The organism is Streptomyces sp. NPDC001508, from assembly GCF_040298665.1.
Lineage (GTDB): Bacteria > Actinomycetota > Actinomycetes > Streptomycetales > Streptomycetaceae > Streptomyces.
Genome location: NZ_JBEPAP010000098.1, coordinates 1 through 24,785 on the forward strand (window position 1 = coordinate 1; position 24,785 = coordinate 24,785).

Genomic DNA, 24,785 nt, shown 5'->3' on the forward strand with positions numbered 1-24,785 from the left:
GAAGCCCTGCGTACCCTCATCACCGACATCAAGGCTGGCAAAGCAGACCACCTGCTGAGGAGCACCAGTGCCTGACATCACCTGGGAAGCCCCCTTCTGCCAGGATGCAAGCAACTGCTTCCGCCTCGGTACGGACGCCGACGGCAACGGCTACATAGCCGTCAATGGCCAGGAGGACCGCTACCTCGCCGACTCCCTCGAAGCCCTGCGTACCCTCATCACCGACATCAAGGCCGGCAAGGTCGATCACCTGCTGTAGGACCTGCCGCGCCCGACGCCGCCAGTCGGTACCGTGTACGGCTGTCGGGTGACGAGGCATCAGGACCGCGGGGGCGCAACGCGTGGCGCAGGCACGGAGAATCGGCGAGCAGGGCCGCTATGAGCTGATCGAGGAGATCGAGTCCGGCGGCATGGGCACGGTCTGGCGCGGTTACGACGCCGTTCTCGACCGGGAGATCGCGGTCAAGCTCATCCGGCCCGACGTCGTCGCATCGCCCGCGCAGGCAGAGGAGTTCACCCGCCGCTTCGAGCGCGAGGCGCGCGTCACCGCTCGCATCGGCCACCACGGGGTGCCGCAGGTGTTCGACGCGGTGTTGGACGAGGCGTCGTACGACCGGCTGTACCTGGTGATGGAGTACGTGCGCGGGATCTCCCTGCGCAGGGTGCTCACGGGCGCGGAGGACGGAGCGGCAGTGCGGCTCCCGGTGAGCTGGGCCGCGTCGATCGCCGCACAGATCTGCACGGTCCTGTCGTACGCCCACGCCATCCCGGTCGTGCACCGCGATCTGAAGCCGGACAACGTCCTGATCGCCGGGGACGGCACAGTCAAGGTGCTGGACTTCGGCATCGCGAAGCTACTGCGTACGGACGTCACCCGCCTCACGGCCACCGGCAGCCGGATCGGTACCAGCCGCTACATGCCGCCCGAGCAGATCGACTGCGCGCAGATCACACCGCTGAGCGACCTCTATGCGCTCGGCTGCGTGCTGCACGAACTCCTCGCCGGTGAGCCGGTCTTCAGCGGCGACAACGACTACCAGCTCATGCACCAGCACATGGACGTGCCGCCGACGCCGTTGCGCGCCCTGCGGCCCGAGGTGCCGGTGGACCTGGAGGCGCTGACCCTCGACCTGCTGGCCAAGGCGCCCGAGCAGCGTCCAGCCGACGCGTACGCGGTGTACGAGCGGCTGTCACCGTACCTGCCGCAACCGGGTTCGGCGGCCGACCCCGTGGTCTTCACCGACGGCGGCTCCCCTGCCGCGGTTCCCGACCCGACGGTGATCTACCGGCAGCCGAACGCACCACTGCGGCGGACCACGGGGCCTGCGCCCTCACCCGAGCCGGTGGCTCCCGTACCGGTCCCGGCGCGCGTCGACACCGCACTGCGGGACGCGATCCGGGAGGCCTACGCCCAGTCCGCGGACCTCGCCGAGATCGGGCGGTTCGCCCAGGCCGCGGACGTCCTCAAGGCGGCGATCGCCACGGCGGCCACCACCCTCGGCGCGCACAACCCCCGGGTGCTCGGCCTGCGGCGGCAGCGCGCGGCGGTCCTCATGGCCGGCGAGGACTTCCGGCGCGCCTTGCCAGAGTTCGACGCGCTGGCCGCCGTCTACGCCCGCACGACGGGACCGTCCAGCGACAACGCGCTGGAGTGCCGCCGGCATGCCGCCCACTGCCGGGCCAACCTCGGCCAGGCCACCCTCGCCCTGCGGGAGTTCCAGGAAGTCCTGGAGGTCGTGTCCGACACGGCTGGAGACGCCTCCGAGACCGCTCTCGACCTGCGCCGCAGCATCGGCGTCCTCCTCTTCTCCGAGGGCCGCCGCAGCGAGGCCGAGGGTGTCCTCGACGCCCTCCACGAGGACATGTGCGTCCTCCTCGGCGAAGACCACGAAGAGACCCGCGAAATCGCCGGCCTCCTCGCCCGGCTGCACCGCCCGCGGGGATCAGGCCCCCATTGATGTCCCACCGGTACCGTCATGCCCCGTCCTCGCCCTCTTCGCTGTGGATGCGCTGTGCCAGATCCCACAGGCTGCGGCCATCCGCGAGGAACCAGTGAGCTGTCCACTGGCCGGTCACCGGCCGATCGTCCCATTCGGCATCCGCCCACATCTCCGAAAGGGCTCCCGGCCCCGTCGGCCGGAACAGGGCTGCGGCCCGTGGCACGAGCAACCCCCGCCAAGGGCCGGAAGCCGCCGGGCCGGAACTGGATCCCGCAGACCCGGCCCCGTCCCTGGAGTTTCTGGGTGAACAGCCCGAGCCCGACGCCCGCGACCTCCGCGAACGGCTCCTGACCGAAGAAGTGCTGGAAGACGATGTTCACCGAGGGGTGCGGGACGACGTGCGAGTCGTACGGCCGGCCGGGGTCCCAGTCGATCAGCCAGTAGTGCTCCAGGTACGGGCGCAGCGGTACGGCGGGCTCCGGGCGGCGGAAGTCCACCTGTGCGAAGAGGCCGGCGGCATCGACGATGCCCCGGGTGCCACGGCGTACGGCGGCCATGCCGCGATCGTAGGACGGGGCACCGACAAGCGGCGGAATAGGGAGTGGCGGGCCACCGTTGTGCGGGTATAGTTGAACCGTCAACAACTTGGAGGATGAGCGACCATGCAGTTCGGGATCTTCAGCGTCGGCGACGTCACGCCGGACCCCTCCCCCAAGTTCTCGGCTTCGCTCGAACAGGGGGGACCCCCATCGGGCCGTACGCCGACCGAGCGCGAGCGCATCAAGGCCATGGTCGCCATCGCGCTGAAGGCCGAGGAGGTCGGCCTGGACGTCTTCGCGACCGGCGAGCACCACAACCCGCCGTTCGTGCCGTCCTCGCCGACCACGATGCTCGGCTACATCGCCGCGCGCACCGAGCGGCTGATCCTGTCCACGTCCACCACCCTGATCACCACCAACGACCCGGTGAAGATCGCGGAGGACTTCGCGATGCTCCAGCACCTGGCCGACGGCCGGGTCGACCTGATGATGGGCCGCGGCAACACCGGACCGGTCTACCCCTGGTTCGGCCAGGACATCCGCGAGGGCATCAACCTGACCATCGAGAACTACGCCCTGCTGCACCGGCTGTGGCGCGAGGACGTGGTGAACTGGGAGGGCAAGTTCCGCAGCCCGCTCCAGGGCTTCACCGCCACGCCCCGCCCGCTGGACGGCGTGCCGCCGTTCGTCTGGCACGGCTCCATCCGCTCCCCGGAGATCGCCGAGCAGGCCGCCTACTACGGCGACGGCTTCTTCCACAACAACATCTTCTGGCCGGCCGACCACACCAAGCGGATGGTCGAGCTGTACCGGACCCGGTACGCGCACTACGGGCACGGCACGCCCGAGCAGGCGATCGTCGGGCTCGGCGGCCAGGTGTTCATGCGGAAGAACTCGCAGGACGCGGTGTCCGAGTTCCGCCCCTACTTCGACAACGCGCCGGTCTACGGGCACGGCCCCTCCCTGGAGGACTTCACCGACCAGACCCCGCTGACCGTCGGCTCCCCGCAGCAGGTCATCGAGAAGACGCTGTCCTTCCGCGAGTACGCCGGCGACTACCAGCGCCAGCTGTTCCTGATGGACCACGCCGGGCTGCCGCTGAAGACGGTGCTCGAACAGCTCGACCTGCTCGGCGAGGAGGTCGTACCGGTGCTGCGCGAGGAGTTCGCCAAGGGCCGCCCGGCCGATGTGCCCGAAGCCCCCACCCACGCGTCCCTGCTCGCCGCCCAGGAGGTGAGCGCCGTATGAAGCTCGTCGTCGTCTCGGCGGGACTGAGCGTCCCGTCCTCCACCCGGCTGCTCGCCGACCGGCTGGCCGCGGCCACCGGCCGGCACGCCCCGGCCGACGTCCAGCTCGTCGAGGTGCGCGAACTCGCCGTGGAGATCGCGCACAACCTCACCAACGGCTTCCCGGGCCGTGCCCTGTCCGCCGCGCTGGACGCGGTCGCACGGGCGGACGGGCTGATCGTCGTCACCCCGGTGTTCACGGCTTCCTACAGCGGCCTGTTCAAGTCCTTCTTCGACGTGCTCGACAAGGACGCGCTGGCCGGCAAGCCGGTGCTGATCGCCGCGACCGGCGGTACGGCACGGCACTCCCTGGTCCTGGAGCACGCCCTGCGCCCGCTCTTCGCCTACCTCAGGGCGGTGGTCGTACCCACCGCCGTGTACGCCGCCTCGGAGGACTGGGGCGCGCAGGGGCTCGCGGAGCGGATCGACCGGGCGGCGGCGGAGCTGGCCGCGCTGATGACCGGCCTGACGGCGAGCGGCGGGGCCGAGGCGGGCGCGAGAAGTGAGGCGGGTGTCGGGAGCCGGGCGGCCACCGGGAGCGAGGCGGGCGTCGCGAGGGGCGCGGGCGTCGGTGGCCGGATGACGGGCCCCACGGACCCCACCGACCCCACGGACGCCGGGGACACCGTGCGAGTGGTGCCCTTCGAGGAGCAGTTGGCGCGGCTCGGCGCCGCCTGACGGCCGTTCGGCGGTATGTCACGGCCGACGGTGAGAAGACGGTGCGGCCCGGTCCCTGGTTGCGTCCGGGACGGTGAGAGCCAGGTAAAAAGGGTGATCGTAGGCCCGTTCGACACGGTCGAACCGCCGTTGGCCTTGGCAGACTGGGGGCGTGCCCCAGACTGTGCTGCTCGCCGAAGACGACCGCGCCATCCGTCACGCCCTGGAGCGTGCCCTGACCCTGGAGGGCTATGAGGTGACGGCGGTCGCCGACGGGGTGGAGGCGCTGGCGCATGCCCACCGCACGCCGCCGGACATCCTCCTCCTCGATGTGATGATGCCGGGCATCGACGGGCTCCAGGTGTGCCGGGTGCTGCGCGCCGAGGGCGACCGCACCCCGATCCTGATGCTCACCGCGCTGGTCGAGACCGCCGACCGGATCGCCGGCCTCGACGCCGGCGCCGACGACTACGTCGTCAAGCCGTTCGACGTCGAGGAGGTCTTCGCCCGGCTGCGCGCCCTGCTGCGCCGCACCACCCCGGTCACCGCGGGCGGCAACGGCGGCGGGAACGGCGGCGGCACCGAGCCGGTCCGCGACACCCAGGTCAACGACCGCCAGGTGGAGGCCGCCGGGCTGCGCATGGACCTCCAGGCGCGCCGGGCCTGGCGCGGCAAACGGGAGCTGGAGCTGACCCGCACCGAGTTCGAACTGCTGGAGCTGCTGGTCCGCAACGCCGGCATCGTGCTCGACCACTCCACCATCTACGACCGGATCTGGGGCTACGACTTCGGACCCGGCTCCAAGAACCTCGCCGTCTACGTCGGCTACCTGCGCCGCAAGCTCGACGAGCCCGGCGCACCGCAGCTGATCCACACCGTGCGGGGCGTGGGTTACGTGCTGCGGGAGGACTGAGTGGGCCGCCTGCAAAGGCTGCCGGCCCTGCGCAGGCCCAAGCTGGTCTCGCTGCGCACCACCTTCGCCGTGTCCTTCGCGGCCGTCACCGCCGCCGTCACGATCCTCGTCGGCATCCTGTCCTACGGTGCCGCGGCCCGGCTGGTGCGGGTGGACCAGCAGTCCGTGTTCACCCAGGTCGTGCAGGATGTGCAGGCCGAGGTGCGGCAGCAGGAGATGGTTCCCGGCGACTTCAGCTCCACCCGGCCCGGACACGACGTGGTACGGCCCAGCCGCACCGACGTCCAAGTGCTCGGCGCCCAGGGGCAGATCGCCGACCCCGGCAGCCCCGCCCTGCCCGTCACCGCCGGGGACCGGGCGGTCGCCACCGCCGAGGAGGCCGGGAAGACCGTCCAGTACACGGACGTCCGGGTCGGCGAGGACCTGTTCCGGATCGCCACCGTCGCACTCGGCGACGGGCGGGGCGCGGTGCAGGTCGCGCAGGAGTTCAGCGACACCGAGGACCTGCTGCGGGCGCTCCAGCGGCGCACGCTGATCCTGATGGCCGCGGTCGTGGTCGCCGCCGGACTGTTCGGCTGGTGGCTGGCCCGCCGCATCACCCGGCGCCTGGTCCTGCTCACTACCGCTGCCGAGGACGTCGCCCGCACCCGTCGGCTGGGCATCGAGGTGCCCGTCGCCGGCCTTGACGAAGTGGGGCGCCTGGGCCGGGCGTTCGACCGCATGCTGGGGCGCCTCGCCCAGTCGGAGGAGGACCAGCGCCGGCTGGTCCAGGACGCGGGCCACGAACTGCGCACCCCGCTCACCTCCCTGCGGGCCAATATCTCCCTGCTGCGTCGCATCGACGAGCTGCCGCCCGCCACCCGCGACGAACTCGTCGCCGATCTCTCCCAGGAGGCCCGCGAGTTGACCGACCTCGTCAACGAACTCGTCGACCTGGCCGCCGGGCAGTCCGACACCGAGCCGCCGCAGCGGGTGGACCTCGCGGACATCGCCGAGGACGTGGTGGGCCTCGCGCGCCGCCGTACCGGCCGGGACATCGTGCTGCGGGCCGCCGGGGACACCAGCACCCACGGGCGGCCCGCCATGCTCCAGCGCGCGATCTCCAACCTGGTCGAGAACGCCACCAAGTTCGACCGGGCCGGCGGATCGCCCATCGAGGTCCGGGTCACCGGCCCGGCGCTCCCGAGGGGCCACGGCTTCGCCCGCGCGGGTGCCGGAGCCACCGGGCCGGTCCGCGTCGAGGTCCTCGACCGCGGGCCCGGCATCGCCGACGGCGACCTGATCCGCATCTTCGACCGCTTCTACCGCGCCGCCGACGCCCGCTCCCTGCCCGGCTCCGGTCTTGGCCTGTCCATCGTGCGGGAGGTGGCCATGGCACACGGCGGCACGCCGTTCGCCCTGCGCCGGGAGGGCGGCGGCTCGGTGATCGGGTTCACGGTGGGCGGAGGGCTCACCGGGACCCGGCGCACAGGGGACACACGCGACCGCACCTGACGGACACCTCGCCTGGGCCGGGCAGCGCCGGCCCGGGGCCGGGCGTGCGGATCCTTTGGCAGGGGGCGGCGGTCGCCGTCGCCGGCCCCGGACCGTCCGGACGGGCCCGGCTCACGGTGGCGGGCGCCCCGCAGGACGCGCTGCCGCTGGTCCGGGACGCGCGGCTGATCGACGCGCTGCTACGCGGCACACCCGGACCGGTGCACGGCGGCGCCGGTTTCCGGGTGGACGGAGACGGCACCCGTGGACCGGTGACCGGGGGCACCTCCGCACCGCCCGCGGTCCGGTCGCCCCGGGGCGGGGGCGCGTGGTCCGTGCGGGAGGCGGTGCCCTGGTGCTCAGGGGGCTCAGGGTGAGGTGGGCTCTGGGCCGGGTTGGCGTGCGCGGCGCGGTAGGGACGGTAGGGCGGGTGGGGTGAGGAAGCCCTCCGCTCGGGCGCTGGCCAGCCCGATGCGCGGGATGTCGCTGCTCTTGGCGAACAGCAGGAACCGGGGCTCCCACACGGGCCGGTACTTGGCGTTCGCCCGGTACAGGGACTCGATCTGCCACCAGCGCGAGAAGAACGTGAGCACCGACCGCCACACCCGCAGCACCGGGCCCGCGCCCAGCCGGGAGCCCCGTTCGAAGACGGAACGGAACATCGCGAAGTTCAGCGACACCCGCCGTACACCCAACTCCTCGGCCCGCAGCAGCAGTTCCACGACCATGTACTCCATCAGCCCGTTCTCGCACGCCCGGTCCCGGCGCATCAGGTCCAGGGACAGGCCGTGCTCGCCCCAGGGCACGAAGCTGAGCAGGGCCCGGGGTTCCCCGGCCGCGTCCCGGCACTCCAGCATCACGCAGCGCCCGTCGGCGAGGTCGCCGAGACGGCCGAGCGCCATCGAGAAGCCGCGCTCGGTGGCGCCGTCGCGCCAGTGGTCCGCGCGGTCGACCAGCAGCGCCATCTCACACTCGGGGATGTCCGAGTGACGGCGTACCCGCACCGTGTACCCGGCCCGCCGGACCCGGTTGTGCGCCTGCCGGACGACACGCATCGCCCGCCCCTCCAGCGTGAAGTCGGCCAGTTCCACGACGGCCTCGTCGCCCAGCTCCAGGGCGTCGAGGCCGTGCCGGGCGTAGACCGTGCCGGCCTCCTCGCTCGCGCCCATCACCGCGGGCGTCCAGGCGTGCCGGCGCGCCTCGGCGAGCCAGGCGTCGATGGCGCCGGGCCAGGCCTCCGGATCGCCGATCGGATCCCCGGAGGCCAGGCTCACGCCGCCCACCACGCGATAGGTGACGGCCGCCTTGCCGCTCGGGGAGAAGAGGGCCGACTTGTCCCGGCGCAGCGCGAAGTAGCCGAGGGAGTCGCGTTCGCCGTGCTGTTCCAGCAGCGCCCGCAGCCGCTCCTCGTCCCGCGCGCCGAGCAGCGCCTGCCCGCGCGGGGCGCGGAAGCAGGCGTACAGGACGAGCAGGAACGTCGCGGCGATCAGGGTGTTGACGATGACATCGACCCAGCGGGGCGCGCTCACCGAGTCGATCCGGTCGGCGAGCGGGCCGACGCTGACGCCGCGCAGCAGGGTGTACGCGATCCGGTCCTGGAGGGTCGCTCCGGGCTGGGTGTTCGTCGCGCTCACCAGGAGCGTGCCGAGGGTGCCGCTGACCAGGATGCCGCCCGCGCCGACGGCCAGCGCGAGCCGCGGGTTGGAACGGTCGCCGACGGCGTCGAACTCGCGCCGGCCGACCAGCAGCGCGGCCACGAACAGGCCGGTGAGCGCGGCGGAGAGCCAGTTGAACAGGTGCCTGCCGTAGGTGTCGGTGGTGAGCGCGAGCACGTAGAGGCAGCACAGGGGGCCGGCCAGGAGCAGGTTGAAGACCCAGGCCGCGCGCTTGCGGCGGCGCATCACCACCGCGAGGAACAGCGCGAGCGCCGCCGCGACCAGGCCCGCGGTGGCCAGATACGGCGTGAAGAACTCGCCCGCGTTGTGCTCGTGCACCTCCTCGCGGAACGGCAGCGACACGACCGCGACGATATTGAGCACGGCGAGCAGCCGCAGGTACCACACGGTCGCTCCGGCGGCCCGCGCCCGCAGCCGGGCGGGCACGGCGATCCGTCGGCGGCTCGGCCGAACGGGGAGCGGGGGAGTCAGCGTCGGCTGCTGTGCGGACATGGTGACCGGACACCTTGGGGACGGAGGGCGGGGCGCCTTCGACCCTACAGTTCGTAGGGTAAGAGGCGGGTGAGTGAGGGGTCGCGAACTGCTGCCGGTTGGCTGTGCATGGGTTGGCATCCGCCGAACCGCCGGCTTGCGGCTATGTGTCCGTACCGCGGCGCGCCGCCGTCAGATGCCAGGCCAGGTTGCCCACCGCCGCCCCGGCCGCCACCACGGCGACGATCACTCCCGCGGTGGCCAGCCCGTCGCTGAACAGGTGCGGCCGTCGTTCCAGGCTGTGCAGCCCGAAGCCGCACAGCTCGTACACCCCCACGGCGGCGATGGCGAGGCTCACGACGAGCACGGCGACGGTGGGCGCAAGACCGCCTGTCGCCGCCCCGGGGTTTTGTGCCCCCTGTGCGTTCATGTCCGCGTTCGTGCCCTGCATCATGCCCCCGTGGAACGAGTCGTACGGCCCTTGGACAGCTGGGAACCTACATCACGTAGGGTCGTTCGGGCCTAGGCTCGGCCCCGTGCAGATCTATCTGAGCGCCGACATGGAAGGCATCACCGGGCTCGTCGACCGCGACGACGTCCAGCCCGGCGGCCGGGACTACGAACGCGGCCGGGCGATGATGGCCGAGGACGTCAACGCCGCCGTACGGGGCGCCCTCGCGGCCGGCGCCACCGATGTCCTGGTCAACGACGCCCACGGTCCCATGCGCAATCTGCTGCCCGAGTCGCTGCACCCGGCGGCCCGACTGGTCCGCGGCAGGCCGAAGCAGATGGGCATGCTGGAAGGGCTCACCGCAGCGCACGACGCGATGATCTGCGTCGGCTACCACGCCCGGGCGGGCGCCCTCGGCGTACTGAGCCACAGCTTCATGGGGCACGAGATCGAGGACATCTGGCTGGACGGCAGCCCCGTGGGCGAGATCGGCCTGGCCCAGGCCACCGCGGCGGCCCTCGGTGTCCCCGTGGCCGTTCTCACCGGGGATGACGCGGCGTGCGCGGAGGCCGCGGCGTGGGACGAGCGGATCGCCACGGTCCCCGTGAAGTACGCGCACGACCGCTTCGCGGCGGAACTGCGCCCCGCGGCGGAGGCCCGGCAGGCGATCGAGGACGCGGTCGCCGCGGCGCTCGCGCCCGCACCGCCGCGTCCGCCCGCCGCCACGGGCGACGTCACCCTCACGGTCCGCTGGCAGTCGTCCTCGGTGGCCGCCACCCTGCCGGGCATCCCGGGGGTCACCACCACCGACAGCCGCACCGTCCAGGCCCGCTGCCAACTGCCAGCCCTGTACCGTCTGTTCGGCATCTGGATGCGGGTGGCATCATCCATGACCGACCAACCACCGTACTGCTGAACCGAGTTGGCTCGTGGTGTATCTCGGTAGGCCCGGGTGGGGCCGGCCGGGGGAGTGCTGTCGCCGGGCGTCGGTGCATCTTCCAAGGCGAACGCGCCTTGTGTGAAGGGGGTTTCGCTGGGACGCCGTGGTCAGGTGGTCGTGGCGGGGCGTGGGGCGCCGTGGAAGACCTCACGGGCGTGCCAGTCGCGGTGGGCCGCCGCGACGGAGCGCGCACCGGGCTGCGGGCCGACCAGTGGACGGCCCGCGAGGGCTATGACCTGCTCGCGGGCGCTGGGGCTGTGACCGACGAAGCGCTGTGAGACCAGGATGCGTTGATCGTCACCCACACCGAGGACACCCTTGTCGAAGAGCTTGTGGTGCAGCGAGCACAGGCACAGCCCGTTCTCGATGTCGTCGGGGCCGCCGAACGCCCACCAGCGCACATGAGCGGCCTCCAGCCCGACCGGCACCGCGCCGATCCTGCCGTCGTAGCCGCAGAAGGCACACCGGTACTCGTAGGCGGTCAGGACCAACTCCCGCATCCGCGGGTCCCGTTGCCTGCGCGCCGTCGAGAGCTGTTGGGGCTCCGCCGGCTCCAGCTCCAGTCCGACGGCTTCGCACAGCTCACTGTGGAGGGAGGGCGGGAAGTGCAGGTCGAGCAGCAACCGGGCGATATTCCCCAGGAGTTGCGGTTCGCGTCGCAGGGCCGCTCTCAAGTCCGGCGCGAGCCGCCCGGTGGCACCCGTCTCGCGTAGCTCCCGCGCCCCGTTTCCGGGGCTGCCGGGCCCGGAAACGGTGCGCACTTCCCATACGCCGTCGCTGACCAGGTGGTGGAAGGGATAGGCGGGCGTCGTCCTGTTCGGCGGCCCGTACTCGACCAGCAGCCGCTGCAGATCCTCCTCCACCGCGCTGTAGCGCAGCCCGCCCTCCGCGTCCCCCTGGAACCGGCCGAGGGCGTACAGGAGCAGCAGCGGCTTGTGCGGAGCGCGGGTTCCGCTCCGGGTCCACTGCCTCAACCCCGCGACCCGCTCCAGCCAGCCCATGCCAACAGATCGTAGACGTGCTTGCCCGACCATGTGGCACGGCTCAGGACGGCCGCGTGCCTGGGAATGGGGCGCGGGCGGGGTGTGGTTCGGGGCGACGAGGGCCCCGTCAGCCGTGACGTCGAGCCCGAGGCAGGCAGGCTTCGCCCGGTGTCGGTCCGAATCGGTCAGATCCGTTCGCAGTGCCAACAGGCTATCTCCACAAGACATAAGATGATGCGCCTGGGTTGGCTGTTGCCCATGTCAATGTCTGTGGCGAGGCACTTCTGATGGCTTGCGTCTACCCCACGGCGCCAGGAAACGGAGCGGCTGAGAACGGTGCACCTGCACAGCTTCACCGTGTGCGGATTCCGATCCCTCAGGGATGTCCGTGACATTCCGGTCAGCACGCCGACCATCCTCGCCGGTCAGAACGATGGCGGTAAGAGTGCGGTGCTTGCCGCGCTGGCTTTCCTTGTGGGCAATGAGCAGTTGACCGAGGACGATCGTACGTACGAGCTTGACGTTTCCGGTGGCGTGGACGTCGATGACTCGGCGCCACTCCTGCGGTGTTCGGCCACCTGGGTGGAGGGGCAGTTCACGCTCGACTCTTGGGAGTTGGAGACCTTCGGCTTCCCGGCCGAGGAACTGCGCGTACGACGGCGCACCGTCAACGGTGAGGACCCCGTCCTTGAGTGCTGGGCGCCGCTCGCGGAGGATGAACGACTGCGTGACCCTTCCAAACTGTCCCTGAACGATGTGAGAGCCCTCGCTAAGCAGTTGCTGCCTGAGCTGTCGTCCATCAAGCGCGGCGACATCGAGCCAGCCCTCTGCAGGTACGGCATGGCTCACGCCTCAGTGTCGGGCTGGGTTCCTGCTCCGAAGGAGATGGAGCGTCGCATGCCCCGTCTGATGCCATTCGGCGGGAAGTCGGCCGATCCCGACGCTGCGGTGAAGACCGCGCTGATGGGCCGCTACCAGGCCCATATGGCGGACCCCACCCTTGAGGGCCAACTGCAGTCGATCGAGGCCGGGATCAAGGATCGCCTTCAGGACGACGCCCGGTCTCTGTGCGAGCACATTCAGAGTCGTTGCGACGACCTCACCGACGTTGATGTCGAGCCTGTGGTCTCGTTCACTCACGGTTTCCGGGGTGCGCCGCTGCGAATCGCCCGTACGAAGGGCGAGACCGTGGGCCTGGATCGTTCCGGACTAGGCAGCGCTCGCCGTATCTCCCTGGCGATCTGGGAGTGGAACAGCCAGCTGCTCACGCGCGAGGAGTTCGCCGACGTAGAGTCCTCAGCCGACCCTGAGGCCGCCGAGGACGTCCCGTCTCCGGTACAGACGATCGTGATCTACGACGAGCCGGACACGCACCTCGACTACGGGCACCAGCGCAAGATCATGCAGCTCATCCGTGACCAGAGCGCGCTGCCCCATGTGAACGTAATCGTCGCCACCCACTCCATGAACCTCATCGACGGTGTCGACATCGCCGACGTCGTGCATCTGCGGCTGCAGCATGGACGGACGGTGATCGAGCGGCTTGGGGCCGACACCCACGACGAAATCGACGTGCACCTGGGGCGCATCGCCGCGGCGGTGGGCCTTCGCAACTCCGTTTTGCTGCACGAGCGTTGCTTTCTGGCTGTCGAGGGCGACACCGAACAGCGGGTGATCCCCGTACTGTTCCGGCTGTCGGAGGGCCAGCCTCTCCAGTCGGCCGGCATCGCCTTGTGGGCGTGCTTCAACAATGAGGGGGCCCTGCACCTCGCTCACTATCTGGTCGAGCATGGCCGCTCCGTGATGCTCATGGTGGACGCCGACAGCCGCACCTTGCCCAAGGGGCTCTTCAAGGAAGCCCGACTCCAGCAGTTCTTCGGCAGTGCCTTCAGCGACGTTGTCCGTTTCGTGGGTGAGCCGGACGCCTTCAATGAGCTGGAGGAGCTGTTCCCGGACGACCTGTGGGCCGCGGCCGCCAACGACCTCTGGCCGAAGGACGGCGAGCCGTGGACCACGGAGGACTTCACCGCTCAGCGCGGCAAGAAGTTCAGCAAGGAAGTGCTGAACATGCTCCGCAACGGCAGCCCGAACGGGCCCAGCGGCAAACCCGACATGATGTTCGGGCTGGTGAGCACGCTCACCAGCCCTGATCAGGTGCCCGCACAGCTGCGGGAGATCTTCGGCGAGATCAGAAAGCTGGCCGCAGGGTAAGAGCGCGCAGCGCTGACCGGGTCCCACTGGTACCGCCGCGGCGCCGCCGCCGTGCGAGCATGCGTTCCTTGCGTTGTTCCAATGTCGGCGGTTCCCATTTGTGCCAGCCCACCGGAGGCTTCCAGCGCTGCGCATGCTCCCGCGCCTCAAGCCCACACCACCGGCAACCACCCGGAGCAGGTATTCGCTGGTCAGAGCCATTTTGCTGGTCGGTCATGAGTCTCCCTCCCCACACCAGAGTCTTCCCTATGACACTGACATCACCCCTGCCTGGAGAGCGGCATATTTCACGCTAAACCGGACGGAGTGGGAGGGCCACCGGAGACAATCCTGTTACCAACGGGTGGCAGGCAATGTTGCGCTCAACACCAGGTGGTGGGCGTTGGGATGCGGCCTGGGCCCCGCTATGACATGTCAGTTGAAGGCGAGTTCGCGGAAGGTGTTGCGAACCTCGGTCAACGGCTCACGATCCCTTGTGTAGTAGAGCTTGTTGGTCAGGAGAACCGCCCAGCGGTCCTTGATGGTGGAGATCCACATGCCTGTGCCGGTGAAGCCGTAGTGGACCCAGACGTCCTCCGCGGCGGTGGTGCCGGGAGCGGGGTGCCAGAACAGGCCACGAGCTGGCTGAAGCTCACCCGTCTGGACGGTCAGGGAACGGGTGATCCACCTGCTGCCGAAACCAGCCCGCAAAGGGCACGTGGCGGGGGCGAGCAGGTACTGGAGGAAGGTGGCGAGGTCGTCGAGGACGGTGAAGACGCCGGCGATGCCGCAGACGCCGCCCAGGAGGCGGGCCGAGAAGTCGTGGGCGACTCCCTTGAGGTGGGTGTCGGTGTCCTGGTCCAGTTCGGTGGGAGCACAGCGCGCGGCGATGTCGGCGGGCAGGGGGCCGAAGCGGGTGGAGGTCATGCCCAGTGGGTGCCAGGTGCGGGCGGTGGCCAGTTGGTCCAAGGGCTGGCTGGAGAGGTGTTCGGTGAGGTAACCGAGGATGAGGGCAGCCCGGTCGGTGTATTCGACGGCTTCTCCGGGTGTCCGATGGAGTTGTTCGAGGAGGACGCCACGGCGGATCTCCTTGGGGTTGGTGCCGTAGAGGTTCTTCAGTTGGGCTCGCAGCGGGACGCCGGCGGTGTGCGTAAGCAACTGTTGGGTGGTGACGGTGCCGAGTGGGTGGCCGGCGACCTCGGGCCAGAACGTGCCGAGCGGCTGGTCGAGGTCGAGGCTTCCCTCCTCCCACAGGGCTCCGATGGAGGACCAGACGGCCAGGATCTTGGTGAGGCTGGCGGCGTCGAAGACGGTGTCGGTGCGCATCGGCACGTCCGGCTCGTCGGGGTCGAGGACGCCGGTGGTGCCCTGGGCGAGGGTGCCGGTGGCGTCGCCGAGGGCCCACACGGCACCCGGATACACCTTGTCGCGGACTCCCTCGTCGAGCAGGGCTTCGATGCGGTCGCGGTCGTACGTCATGGTCTCCCTCTTCGCCGGGGTGTCCCGTCGGTCAGCGTAGTGACGTTCGCGGAGCGGTTCGGGTAGTGACGTGTCGGGTCGTCTGTCGGTCGGTTCAAGTGAGCTGCCGACCGAGGTCGGTCAGCAATCGTGCGGTCGCCGAGAGGGGATAACGTGCCGCGTTTGCATAGCCTGCCTGTCTCACGGCGGCCAGCAGCCCGGGTGTCCTTCTCAGCCGGTCAAGGTCGCGCGCGAATACGGCGGAGTGGGTGAAGTCGGTGGCCATGCCGGAAGCGGCGAGCGTTTCGCTGAGACCAGGGACGGGCTGGTACAGGACGGGCAGTCCACATGCCTGGGCTTCCAGTGCGACCAGTCCCATGGCCTCCAAGGTGGTGGAAGGCACTACCAGCGCGTCGTGTTCGGTGAAGGCTTTCCACAGCTGAGGGCGGCGGAGCCATCCGAGGTAGTGGACTCGTACGCCTGCCCGTTGCAGCAGCGGGGCCAGTGCGTGGAACTGGGCTCTGGGCGCCGCAACGCTCAGCTCGACGCCGGGCACGGGAGCCAGACTCTGGATCAGGGCCTCGACGCCCTTTTCGGCGGTCAGGCGGCCTGCGTACAGAAGCCGAAGGTGGCTGGTGGATGTGCGCACTGGTTGCGCCGGCTGGCCGGTGAGCAGGTGGTCGGGGATGCCCCAGGGGATGTGGGTGATCTTTCGGCGTTTGATCTGCGGGGCGAGTTTGAAGAGGCGGTCGGCCATCGCCTTGGTGGGGACCACGATCGCGTCGGCGGCCCTGGCTGTCTCGCGCAGCACCTGGAGCTGGTCCGGGTGGATCTCGGCAAAGAGCAGGTCCGTGCCGTGAACGAGGGCGATCCGGGGATGTGCGGGCAGGGCACGGATGAGGGCTGGGGTGGCGCCGAATGCGAGGTGCTGCAAGTGGAGGACGTCGATCTGTGTGGGATCGACTGCGACTGTGAGCGCTCCGCGCAGAGCGGTGACGTAGCGGCTGAACGCCGTTCCTTCCAGGCATTTGCCTGCTACGGGGAGCACGTTGAGTCCGGCGGGTGCGCGGGGAGCATGACCAGGTGGTGCGAGCATGAAGGCGCGGGCCGGGATGAGGGGTTCCTCGCCGGTGTAGAGGTCGAGGAAGAGCTCAACGCTGCCGCCGGGGCTTCCGAAGGGGAGGTCCAGGAAGGTGGCGGCCATCGGGCCGGTGGCCGAGCGAGCGTTCACCGCGCGCCTCCGTCGATCTCCTCGTAGAGGCGTGAGATATCGATGCCTTCCGTGGACGCGTACTTGGCAGGCTGCTGCTGGTAGCTGGCCGGTGCGCCGAAAGTGGTGAGGAAGACGAGCTTGCCGAAGGTCATGCCCCGATACACGCGCACCGGTCGGGCGGCGCGGATCTCCAGCGTCCACCGGATCGCATGGCCCTGGTGGCCGAGCGGAGCCGACACGTGGACCCAGATGCCCAGGGAGCCGGTGGTGCGGTCGCCGTTCAACAGCTGCGCGTACGTCTCCGAACCGGTGCGCTCCAGGGTGATGCCGAGGTAGAGCAGGCCAGGGCGCAGCACGAAGCCGGCGTCGGGGATGGACTGCTCGGTGCAGGCGGTGGGGGTTGCGGCATCGAGGTCGCCGTTGCAGACGCGGATCGTGTCGCCGAGACGCCAGTCGTAGGCGTTGGGGGAGACGCGGCTGGGCTCGTACGGCTCGATGGTGATCTCGCCGGCCTGGACGGCGGCGGCGATGGCGGGGCCGGTGAGGATCACGATGCCACCACCTGGAGCCGGGCGAGGTCTCGCCAGTAGGCGGAGGGCTGCGGTCCTGTGGCGGCCTGGTACTTGCCGCGGTAGAGGTCCAAGGCACCGACGGAGACGAAGAACATGATCTGCCCGATCTTCATGCCCGAGTACACGCGCAGCGGTCGGATCGGGGTGAGCATGAGCGTCCACTGGCCGTGGAAGCCGATGTCGCCGATGGGGGCGGTGATCTCGACGAACAGGCCGAGGCGGCCGACGGAGGAGCGGCCGAACAACAGCGGCACGAAGGTGTCGGAGCCGACCTCTTCGAGGGTGTGGCCGAGGTAGAGCTCGCCCGGCTGGAGGACGTGCCCGTCCGGGCCGATGGTGGTTTCGCGGGTGAGGTTGGGCCGGTGGGCGTCCAAGACGAGGCCCGTGTAGGTGATCAGGGTGGGGCCCAGACGCACGTTGTAGCTGTTGGGGTTGACCTGGTCGGCGGCGAACGGGGTGATGCGGAGGCGGCCGTCGTGAGCGGCAGCGGTGATCTCCGGGCCGGTGAGGATCATTACCTGCCTACTTCCGCGGTGTCGGGAGCGGTGAGGATGTGTTGGACGGCCTGGTCCAGACGCAGGCCGGCCTGGTGCGTGCGCTCGCCGAGGTAGGTGTCGGCGAGGTAGTCGGTGGTCAGCACGGTGGTGACGGCGTCCGGCAAGGGATCGGGAGCGGTGACGAGCGGGCCGGTCTGGGTGGTCAGATGTGACAGCCAGCCGGGGAGGTCGCTTCGTGCTGGATCCGGCACGTGGGCGTGCACCAATTGGTTGCCGAACGGCTCGATGGAGAACAGGTCGCCCTGGGTGAGGTTGCCGCCGAGGAGTACGGCGCGTAGCGCCGTCTCGTTGAGGATGACCGCGTCTGCGCCGAGCGCCGTGCGCAGGCGGGCGGTGAGGTCCAGGAGCAGGCTGCGCCGGTCGAGGGCCTGGTGGCGGTATGCCGGACTGATCGGGCCGAGGACGTCGGCCAGCTGCTGCTTGACGTCTTCGATGCGGGAGCGCAGATCCGCAAGCTCCGTCGGAACGACGCTTGGGACCCGATCCGGGAAGGATGTGGTGCCTGCACCCCATCCCGTACCTACGGGCGTGGCGATCGCATAACCGTTGGCGAGTTCCCTGCCCTTGACGACCAGGGTGCCGTTGACTCGGACCGGCTCGCACTGATCGCTGTGGCAGTGGCCGGCGAAGATCACGTCGAGGAATGGACCTGCCGCCGCGAGTTTCCGATCCTCGTCGAAGCCGGAGTGGCTGAGCACAACCCAACTGTCCATCTCGTGGTGGTGGGCGAGAATCAGCTCGCGCAGGGCTTGGACCGGATCGGTGACGCAGTGGTCGACACGTTGGGCGGCCGGGATCGAGTGGAAGGCTTGCCGGCCGATCACAGCGGTTACGCCGACGCGTCGTCCACCAATGTCGGCGATGTGCAGGCGGCGGAAGAGAGCGTCGCCGGTGCTGGCGTTGACGGCGTTGGCGCAGACAGTGCGCCGGTGAAGGTCGGGTTCGAAGTGGTGGGGCCAGCCGTGGTTGCCAGGGGCCAGCACGTCGTACAGCCCGAGCAGGATCTCCCGCTCGATCGTGCCGCCAGCGAGGCGGTAATACCCGCTGCCTTCGAAGAAGTCACCGCAGTCCACGATGAGCGAGGTCGGGCGCAGCGCGTGGAGGTGGGTCAGGAAGGGCGCGGCGTTGTCGAAGGCCGAGTGGACGTCCGTCGTGGCGACGATCTGCCGCAGGTTCCGGCCGCCGGTGGTCACGGGGTGACCTCGCAGATGTCGGCGCCCAGGGTGCGCAGCTTGCCGGTCAGGTCGGCGTGGCCGCGGCGCAGCTGGTCGAGGCCGCCGATGGTGGTGACGCCTCGGGCGGTGAGGCCGGCGACGATCAGGGCGGACCCGGTGCGGATGTCGGTAGCTTCGACGCCCGCGCCCGTCAGCTGCTGGGGCCCGGTCAGGCGGCATTCGGTGGGCGAGATCTCTTCGATCTCGGCGCCCAGGCGGGTCAGCTGCGGCAGCAGGTTGCCGTGGCGGCCGGGATTGATGGCGTCGGCGAACAGATGCGTGCCGGGCAGTCCGAGGGCGAGTGCCATGAGCGGTGGTTCGAAGTCGGCGTCCAGGCCGACCGGGCTCAGGGAGGCGATGGCTCGCAGGGGACGGCCAGTGGGGGATGTCTCCTGGGCGCGGACGGTAAGGCCATTCGGCTCCGCGTCTGCGGGGATGCCGAGCTGATGAAGGGCAGCTGCGAACGGGCCTACGTCCTTGCCTTGCACGCCGTCGATACGGGCATTGCCCCGCGTCGCGGCGATGGCGCAGGCCAGTGTGGCTGCCTCGATCTTGTCTCCGGGCACCGTCCAGGCAACGGGCGCAGCCGGCGGCGAGGAGGGCGGTGAGAGAGCGAGCACATGTTCGCCTGCGCGCGTCTCCCAGCCCACCGAACTCAGGGCGTCGAGCACGCTCAGGACCTCGGGCGAGAGATTGGGCTGGCCCAGCCGTAAGGGCCGACCGGTCGTGAGGGCGCGCAGTGTCGCGGCCACGGTCGCACCGCGAGAGCGGAACGGCAGTGCGATGGAGACGGTGCCGGTGTGAGAAGTGAGGGCCCCGATGCCGTATCCGGAGCTGTCCTGCCGGCTCCGGTCGCCGAACGCCTCGTACACCTTGAAGTGCAGCTCCATCCCGCGCGCACCGATCCGGCAGCCGCCCGGCCAGGGCAGCCGTGCCTGGCCGTAACGCGCGAGCAGGGCGGGGACGAGGTAGTACGAGGCTCGGATCTGGGCTGCCTGCGCCAGATCGGGCAACCCCCCAGATGCCTCCGTCGGCAGGACCACATACGTAGTCGGTTCTCCGACGGGCTGCGCGACATGCCACCCTGCCTGTTGCAGCAGAGCGAGCATGATCTGGACGTCCGTGCTGTCCGGGACGTTGCTCAGCCGGACCGCGCGACCGAAGGCCGCCGCGGCGGCCAGGAGCGGCAGAGCGGCGTTCTTGGAGCCGTCGACGCACACGGTGCCGGCGAGCGGCGGCCCAGGGCGTACGGCGATCACCTCGGCGGCCACTTTGGGGGCGTGGGTGGTCGTCATCATCAACTCCTCTGGAAGGGAAGGAAACAGGCGACTTCCTGACTGGGTTTGCTGGTCAGGTCGATTTCGGCCCAGCAGCGCTTGCCGGTCTCGGTCGGTTCGGCGTGGTACCGGTTGGCGAGAGCGGCGACGAGGAACAGGCCCCGGCCCCCCTCGCTGTCCGCGTCGGGCAGTGCCGGCTGGGGCAGCACCGGGCTCGTGTCGCAGACCTCGATCCGCAGGACGGCCTCGTCGAGACAGACCACGAGTGAGACGGATCCGGTGCCGGCGTACTGGACCGCGTTGGTGACGAGTTCGCTGACCAGCAGTTCGGCCGCGTGCACCACATCGGTGCCCAGTCCCGCGTCCCAGCCCGCTATCGCATCCACGACCTGGTGCCGGGCCTCGCTTGCTGCGGCGGGCGTCGCGGGTAGGAAGAAAGCGAGCTGGTGCGCTTCCATGAGCGGCCTCCGGTGTAGGTGGGGCCACACCAAGCAACCAGTCCGTCGCCGTGAGTGGTGAGCCCTGACGCGGGCGCTGCATGACTTATGCAGGAGCTGCATCACCGCCAACTAGGTCTGACCTATGCTCGATTGAGCAGGCAGGATCAGCGACGGCGGAAGGAGCCGTGGCAGATGGCCGATGCGCATGGCGAAGCGAGACGGATCGGAGAACGGATCCGTCGGGCACGGGTGTTACAGCGGCGTTCACAGCACGACTTGGCCGCAGCGCTCGGGTATCACCAGTCCAAGGTGAGCCGTCTGGAGAGCGGTCGCGGCACGGAGGACATCCGCGTACTACGCGCCATCGCGCAGGAACTGAACATCCCGCCTCATGAGTTGAGCCTCGCCCCATCTCAGGACGTCTCCGCCGCCGATCAAGAAGCTGACGACATGCACCGCCGCACCTTCCTCACCGCGAGCATCGCAGCGCTCGCGGCCCCGGCCGGCTCTTCAGCCTCGCACACCGCCCTCGTCCAGGCCCTCCTGCCCGGTCCCGGCCCCGCAGGCACCGGTGGCCCACAGGACACGGCAGTCCTGTACGAACGCGTGGGATCAGCACTCAGGCTCTTCCATACCTGCCACTACACGGAGCTGGAGCGCACCCTCCCAAGCCTGATCGCCGACCTGCGGATGGCTGCCAGCGATGCGACGGAGAGGGACCTCGTGTCCCGGCTCCTAGCCACGGCGTATCAGACGACGACGAGCCTGTTGCTCAAGCAGCACGACCAGGGCAACGCATGGCTCGCCGTCGGCCGGGCGATGGCCGAGGCCGAACGCTCGGGGGATCCGGTGGTCCTCGCCTCCAGCGTCCGCGTCCAGGCCCACGTGCTGGTCCGCGAGAAGCACGCCACTGAGGCCGTCACCTTGGTCCGGCACACCGCCGACCAGCTCACCGGCTCCTACGACCGGCGCTCTCCGAAGTACCTCGCCGCTGTCGGACTGCTGCTCCTGCGCGGAGTGACTGCGGCCAGCAGCCGCGGTGATCGCGCGGCCACAAAGGAATTCCTCACCGAGGCGAAGGAAGTCTCCCGGTACGTCACTCTCGACCAGCCCGACGCCTGGGCCACCTTCAGCCCGACCAATGTCGCCCTGCACGAGCTGAGCGCCCTGGTGGCCTTCGGCGACGCCGGCCTCGCCCTTCAGGCGGCCCGGCCCCTCATGCGCCGACACATCCCGGTCCCCGAACGCCGCGCCGCACTGTGGGTCGAAGCGGCCCGCGCCTACAGCCAGCAGGGCCGCCTGGCCGACGGCTACCAAGCCCTGCGGATCGCCGAGACCTGCGCCGCCCAGGACATCCGCCGCCCAGATGTCCGCAACCTGGTCGCCGACATGGCCGCCCGCGACCGCCGACGTACCCTGCCGGAACTGCACCACTTCAGCCGCCAACTGGGAGTCCCCGCGTGACCGAACCGACCGCCCCGGACAAGAAGCCCTTCCTGTACGTCGTCGTGTGCGCGGCAGGCGTGGCCCGTGACGTCGGCAAGCTCATCACCGCCGCCCAGGAAGCGAACTGGGATGTCGGCGTCATCGCCACACCGCAGGGACTCGGCTTCATCGACGCCACGGCGATCGAGGCACAGACCGGCTACCCGATCCGCTCCGCCTGGCGCTCACCGGGAGACCCGCGCCCCCTGCCCCCGGCGGACGCGATCGCCGTCGCTCCCGCCACCTTCAACACGATCAACAAGTGGGCCGCCGGGATATCCGACACCCTCGCCCTGGGCATTCTGTGCGAGGCGTACGGCATGGGCATCCCGACCGTGGCACTGCCCTACCTGAACTCCGCCCAGGCCGCCCACCCCGCCTACCAGCAGAGCCTGGACGGGCTGCGGGGGATGGGCGTCCTGATCGGCTCGTGCGAACCGCACCGGCCGAGGGCCGGCGGCGCGGCGGAACGCTTCCGCTGGGAGGAAGCACTGGAGTTGCTGGAGCCTCTGGTCACGGTGCGGTGACGCCGTTCCGAACGTTCACTCAGGAAACGCGCGCAAAGCGGTTGTGGGGGCGGGGTGTTGTAGCCCCGCCCGGTCCGGGGCGTCCTGGCTCAGGGCCACACCAGGCAGTACGGCTGGTGGCCTGCCTCGTGCAGGCGGTGGCTGAAGTCCTGCCATTCGTGCAGGAGTTGGTACACGTTGAACGCGTCCCGCGGGCCGCCGCGGTCCGGGACCGTGGACCAGATGAACGCCGCCGCGCCCACCGCTTCCTCCCCGATGCCGCGGAGCGGGTCGACCACCGTCATCGGCAGTTTGACCACCGCGTAGTCGGGGTGCAGGACCACCAGTTCGAGCGGCGGCACCTTGTGCAGGGGCACGCCCTCGATGCCGGTCAGCACCATCGCGGCCATCGTCTCCGGCTTGATCTTGGTGAACATGCCGTTCATGCCCAGCTCGTCGCCGCCGAGTTCTTCGGGGCGCATCGAGATCGGGACCCGGGCCGCGGTCGCGCCGTCGGGCGCGCCGAAGTATTTGTACGTCACCCCCACCCGACCACCATTTCTGCTCCCCGCCCGGAGGCGGTCGACCCGGCGGTCCGCCCAGCGGTCGGTCCGCCGGTCGGGCCGCTCGGGCTCTCCCGGTACACCCTGTGCCTGACGTGCTTCGGTCGTCTCCTCCGCGTCGCGCCGGTGCCTTCCCCGCCGGGCGCGTCGAGGACCCAGGTCATCAGTCCCCTCGCCCAGTCCGCCACCGCGATGCATATCTCCACCCGACTGCTTTTCTAGGACGCGTGGCCCCCGCCGCGCAACCCGATCATCGTGTCAGTGACCTCCCCCACGGCCGCCCGCCGAAACGTGCGTTGAAAACATCAGTCCGCAGGGTCTTCTTGGCTGCTGATCACCGTGTGCCGTATGAACTGGTGTCCTTCTGTGGTTTCGCTCTGTGTATCAGGTCGTCTCGGGCCACAGTCTCGCAGATGGCGGGCGTCGGACCACGTGTTTGCGGGAGCTTCGACGGCGGCGGCCTACCCTGAGGAGGTCACTACGCAACCCGGAGCCCGAGAATCGCCGAGAACCTCGGGGAAGGTCGGAGAAGGTCGGAGAGGTCGGAGAAGTCACAGGTCATGAGTGAATCGTCCCCTTCAGGTGCGCCCTACCCCTATGAAGCGCCCGTCTCGCAGGCACTGTTCGACCGCGCGTCCGCCGTCACCCCGGGCGGCGTGAACTCGCCGGTGCGCGCCTTTGGCGCCGTGGGCGGCACGCCCCGGTTCATGGTGTCCGGGTCCGGCCCCTATCTGACCGACGCCGACGGGCGGGAGTACGTCGACCTCGTGTGCTCCTGGGGCCCGATGATCCTGGGGCACTCGCACCCCGAGGTGATCGCCGCCGTCCAGGAGGCCGTCGCGCGCGGCACGTCCTTCGGTACGCCGGGGGAGGGCGAGGTGGCCCTCGCCGAGGAGATCGTCGCCCGGGTCGAACCGGTCGAGCAGGTGCGGCTGGTGTCCAGCGGGACCGAGGCGACCATGTCGGCGATCCGGCTCGCGCGCGGATTCACCCAGCGGTCCAAGGTGATCAAGTTCGCCGGCTGCTACCACGGCCATGTCGACTCGCTGCTCGCCGCCGCCGGGTCCGGCGTCGCCACCTTCGCGCTGCCCGACACCCCCGGGGTCACCGGCGCCCAGGCCGGCGACACCATCGTGCTGCCGTACAACGACCTGGAGGCCGTGCAGGGAGCCTTCCACCGGCACCCCGGCGAGATCGCCTGTGTGATCACGGAGGCCTCGCCCGGCAACATGGGCGTCGTGCCGCCCGAGCCCGGCTTCAACCAGGGGCTGAAGGACGCGTGCGCCAAGAACGGTGCCCTGTTCATCTCCGACGAGGTCATGACCGGTTTCCGTACCAGCAAGAGCGGCTGGTACGGGGTCGAGGGCGTCAAGCCGGACCTGATGACCTTCGGCAAGGTGATGGGCGGCGGGTTCCCGGCGGCGGCCTTCGGCGGTCGCGCGGACGTCATGGCCCATCTCGCGCCGGCCGGGCCGGTCTACCAGGCGGGCACGCTCTCCGGCAATCCGGTCGCCACCGCGGCGGGCCTCGCCCAGCTGCGGCTGCTGGACGACGCGGCGTACGAGACGGTCGACGCCGTCTCCGCGCAGATCCGCTCCCTCGTCGGCGAGGCGCTGACCAAGGAAGGAGTCGCGCACCAGGTGCAGAGCGCGTCCAACATGTTCTCCGTGTTCTTCACCGACCGGCGGGTGCGCGACTACGAGGACGCCAAGCGGCAGGAGTCGTTCCGCTTCACCGCCTTCTTCCACTCGCTGCTGGCGAACGGCGTCTATCTGCCGCCGTCGTCCTTCGAGTCCTGGTTCGTGTCCACGGCCCATGACGAGCGGGCCGTCCAGAAGATCGCCGACGCCCTTCCGGCGGCGGCCCGAGCGGCCGCGGAGGCCACCGCATGAGTTCCCTGAGTCAACCTCTATGCCGCCAGCGGTGTGTCCCCGGGATTGTTGATCTTGCTGTTGGTCTGGTGGATCACAGGGTCGTAGCA

Annotated in this window: 23 protein-coding genes and 1 pseudogene; 12 read left to right on the top strand and 12 right to left on the bottom strand. The window is 70.0% G+C overall.

What is annotated here, in order from left to right:
• Nucleotides 1–67 precede the first annotated feature (67 nt).
• A complete protein-coding gene (locus ABT245_RS43440; RefSeq protein WP_351745977.1) occupies nt 68–259 on the top strand; it encodes a hypothetical protein in 192 nt (63 codons plus the stop codon).
• 82 nt (nt 260–341) lie between these two features.
• Entirely contained in the window at nt 342–1,958 is a 1,617-nt protein-coding gene (locus ABT245_RS43445; RefSeq protein WP_351745979.1) for a serine/threonine-protein kinase, read from the top strand.
• A 197-nt stretch (nt 1,959–2,155) separates the two neighbouring features.
• Here the strand turns inward: ABT245_RS43445 and ABT245_RS43450 are convergent.
• Nucleotides 2,156–2,497: pseudogene (locus ABT245_RS43450) on the bottom strand (DUF6597 domain-containing transcriptional factor); the annotation flags it as partial.
• A gap of 105 nt (nt 2,498–2,602) precedes the next feature.
• On the opposite strand from ABT245_RS43450, the gene ABT245_RS43455 reads away from it, so the two are divergent.
• From ABT245_RS43455 to ABT245_RS43475, 5 genes are all read left to right on the top strand, one after another.
• Nucleotides 2,603–3,727, top strand: a complete 1,125-nt coding sequence (locus ABT245_RS43455; RefSeq protein ID WP_351745982.1) for an LLM class flavin-dependent oxidoreductase — start codon at nt 2,603–2,605, stop codon at nt 3,725–3,727.
• A complete protein-coding gene (locus tag ABT245_RS43460) occupies nt 3,724–4,443 on the top strand; it encodes an FMN reductase (protein ID WP_351745984.1) in 720 nt (239 codons plus the stop codon). Before ABT245_RS43455 ends, ABT245_RS43460 begins: the two co-directional genes overlap by 4 nt.
• Nucleotides 4,444–4,594: 151 nt before the next feature.
• Nucleotides 4,595–5,335, top strand: coding sequence for a response regulator transcription factor (locus tag ABT245_RS43465; protein ID WP_351745986.1), 741 nt, complete (start codon nt 4,595–4,597; stop codon nt 5,333–5,335).
• On the top strand, nt 5,336–6,829 hold the full coding sequence (locus ABT245_RS43470; RefSeq protein WP_351745988.1) for a HAMP domain-containing sensor histidine kinase: 1,494 nt from the start codon (nt 5,336–5,338) through the stop codon (nt 6,827–6,829).
• A 44-nt stretch (nt 6,830–6,873) separates the two neighbouring features.
• Nucleotides 6,874–7,185, top strand: coding sequence for a hypothetical protein (locus ABT245_RS43475; protein WP_351745990.1), 312 nt, complete (start codon nt 6,874–6,876; stop codon nt 7,183–7,185).
• Here the strand turns inward: ABT245_RS43475 and ABT245_RS43480 are convergent.
• Complete coding sequence (locus ABT245_RS43480) at nt 7,177–8,976, bottom strand: phosphatidylglycerol lysyltransferase domain-containing protein (protein ID WP_351745993.1); 1,800 nt, start codon at nt 8,974–8,976, stop codon at nt 7,177–7,179. The two genes, ABT245_RS43475 and ABT245_RS43480, sit on opposite strands and share 9 nt — an antisense overlap.
• A 142-nt stretch (nt 8,977–9,118) precedes the next feature.
• Nucleotides 9,119–9,385: a hypothetical protein gene (locus ABT245_RS43485; RefSeq protein WP_351745995.1), complete on the bottom strand. Its 267-nt coding sequence runs from the start codon at nt 9,383–9,385 to the stop codon at nt 9,119–9,121.
• 106 nt (nt 9,386–9,491) lie between these two features.
• On the opposite strand from ABT245_RS43485, the gene ABT245_RS43490 reads away from it, so the two are divergent.
• Nucleotides 9,492–10,322 (top strand): M55 family metallopeptidase, encoded by an 831-nt coding sequence (locus tag ABT245_RS43490; protein WP_351745998.1) that lies wholly within the window; start codon nt 9,492–9,494, stop codon nt 10,320–10,322.
• Between the two features lie 131 nt (nt 10,323–10,453).
• Here ABT245_RS43490 and ABT245_RS43495 read toward each other — a convergent pair whose 3' ends face one another.
• Nucleotides 10,454–11,347: a phosphorothioated DNA-binding restriction endonuclease gene (locus ABT245_RS43495; RefSeq protein WP_351746001.1), complete on the bottom strand. Its 894-nt coding sequence runs from the start codon at nt 11,345–11,347 to the stop codon at nt 10,454–10,456.
• A 318-nt stretch (nt 11,348–11,665) separates the two neighbouring features.
• Between ABT245_RS43495 and ABT245_RS43500 the strand changes: the two genes are divergently transcribed.
• Entirely contained in the window at nt 11,666–13,540 is a 1,875-nt protein-coding gene (locus ABT245_RS43500) for an ATP-dependent nuclease (RefSeq protein WP_351746004.1), read from the top strand.
• A gap of 414 nt (nt 13,541–13,954) precedes the next feature.
• Here ABT245_RS43500 and ABT245_RS43505 read toward each other — a convergent pair whose 3' ends face one another.
• The 7 genes from ABT245_RS43505 to ABT245_RS43535 form a co-directional block, all read right to left on the bottom strand.
• Complete coding sequence (locus tag ABT245_RS43505) at nt 13,955–14,998, bottom strand: serine hydrolase domain-containing protein (RefSeq protein ID WP_351746007.1); 1,044 nt, start codon at nt 14,996–14,998, stop codon at nt 13,955–13,957.
• A 94-nt stretch (nt 14,999–15,092) separates the two neighbouring features.
• Nucleotides 15,093–16,181 (bottom strand): glycosyltransferase family 4 protein, encoded by a 1,089-nt coding sequence (locus tag ABT245_RS43510; protein ID WP_351746029.1) that lies wholly within the window; start codon nt 16,179–16,181, stop codon nt 15,093–15,095.
• A 23-nt stretch (nt 16,182–16,204) separates the two neighbouring features.
• Nucleotides 16,205–16,741 carry a dCTP deaminase gene (locus ABT245_RS43515; protein ID WP_351746010.1) on the bottom strand — a complete coding sequence of 179 codons (537 nt, stop codon included), beginning with the start codon at nt 16,739–16,741 and terminating at the stop codon, nt 16,205–16,207.
• Nucleotides 16,738–17,277 (bottom strand): dCTP deaminase, encoded by a 540-nt coding sequence (gene dcd / locus ABT245_RS43520; RefSeq protein WP_351746012.1) that lies wholly within the window; start codon nt 17,275–17,277, stop codon nt 16,738–16,740. The genes ABT245_RS43515 and dcd overlap by 4 nt, the downstream gene beginning before the upstream one ends.
• Nucleotides 17,277–18,512: a metallophosphoesterase gene (locus ABT245_RS43525; RefSeq protein ID WP_351746015.1), complete on the bottom strand. Its 1,236-nt coding sequence runs from the start codon at nt 18,510–18,512 to the stop codon at nt 17,277–17,279. The genes dcd and ABT245_RS43525 overlap by 1 nt, the downstream gene beginning before the upstream one ends.
• A complete protein-coding gene (locus ABT245_RS43530; protein ID WP_351746018.1) occupies nt 18,509–19,828 on the bottom strand; it encodes a carboxyvinyltransferase in 1,320 nt (439 codons plus the stop codon). Before ABT245_RS43530 ends, ABT245_RS43525 begins: the two co-directional genes overlap by 4 nt.
• A gap of 2 nt (nt 19,829–19,830) precedes the next feature.
• Nucleotides 19,831–20,268 (bottom strand): ATP-binding protein, encoded by a 438-nt coding sequence (locus tag ABT245_RS43535; protein ID WP_351746020.1) that lies wholly within the window; start codon nt 20,266–20,268, stop codon nt 19,831–19,833.
• 174 nt (nt 20,269–20,442) lie between these two features.
• On the opposite strand from ABT245_RS43535, the gene ABT245_RS43540 reads away from it, so the two are divergent.
• Both ABT245_RS43540 and ABT245_RS43545 read left to right on the top strand, forming a co-directional pair.
• A complete protein-coding gene (locus ABT245_RS43540; protein ID WP_351746023.1) occupies nt 20,443–21,714 on the top strand; it encodes a helix-turn-helix domain-containing protein in 1,272 nt (423 codons plus the stop codon).
• Nucleotides 21,711–22,262 carry a flavoprotein gene (locus ABT245_RS43545; RefSeq protein ID WP_351746025.1) on the top strand — a complete coding sequence of 184 codons (552 nt, stop codon included), beginning with the start codon at nt 21,711–21,713 and terminating at the stop codon, nt 22,260–22,262. Before ABT245_RS43540 ends, ABT245_RS43545 begins: the two co-directional genes overlap by 4 nt.
• 89 nt (nt 22,263–22,351) lie before the next feature.
• Here the strand turns inward: ABT245_RS43545 and ABT245_RS43550 are convergent, their stop codons facing one another.
• Nucleotides 22,352–22,789, bottom strand: a complete 438-nt coding sequence (locus ABT245_RS43550; RefSeq protein WP_003974483.1) for a hypothetical protein — start codon at nt 22,787–22,789, stop codon at nt 22,352–22,354.
• Nucleotides 22,790–23,364: 575 nt separating this feature from the next.
• On the opposite strand from ABT245_RS43550, the gene hemL reads away from it, so the two are divergent.
• Nucleotides 23,365–24,696: a glutamate-1-semialdehyde 2,1-aminomutase gene (hemL, locus tag ABT245_RS43555; protein ID WP_351746027.1), complete on the top strand. Its 1,332-nt coding sequence runs from the start codon at nt 23,365–23,367 to the stop codon at nt 24,694–24,696.
• Nucleotides 24,697–24,785: the final 89 nt, after the last annotated feature.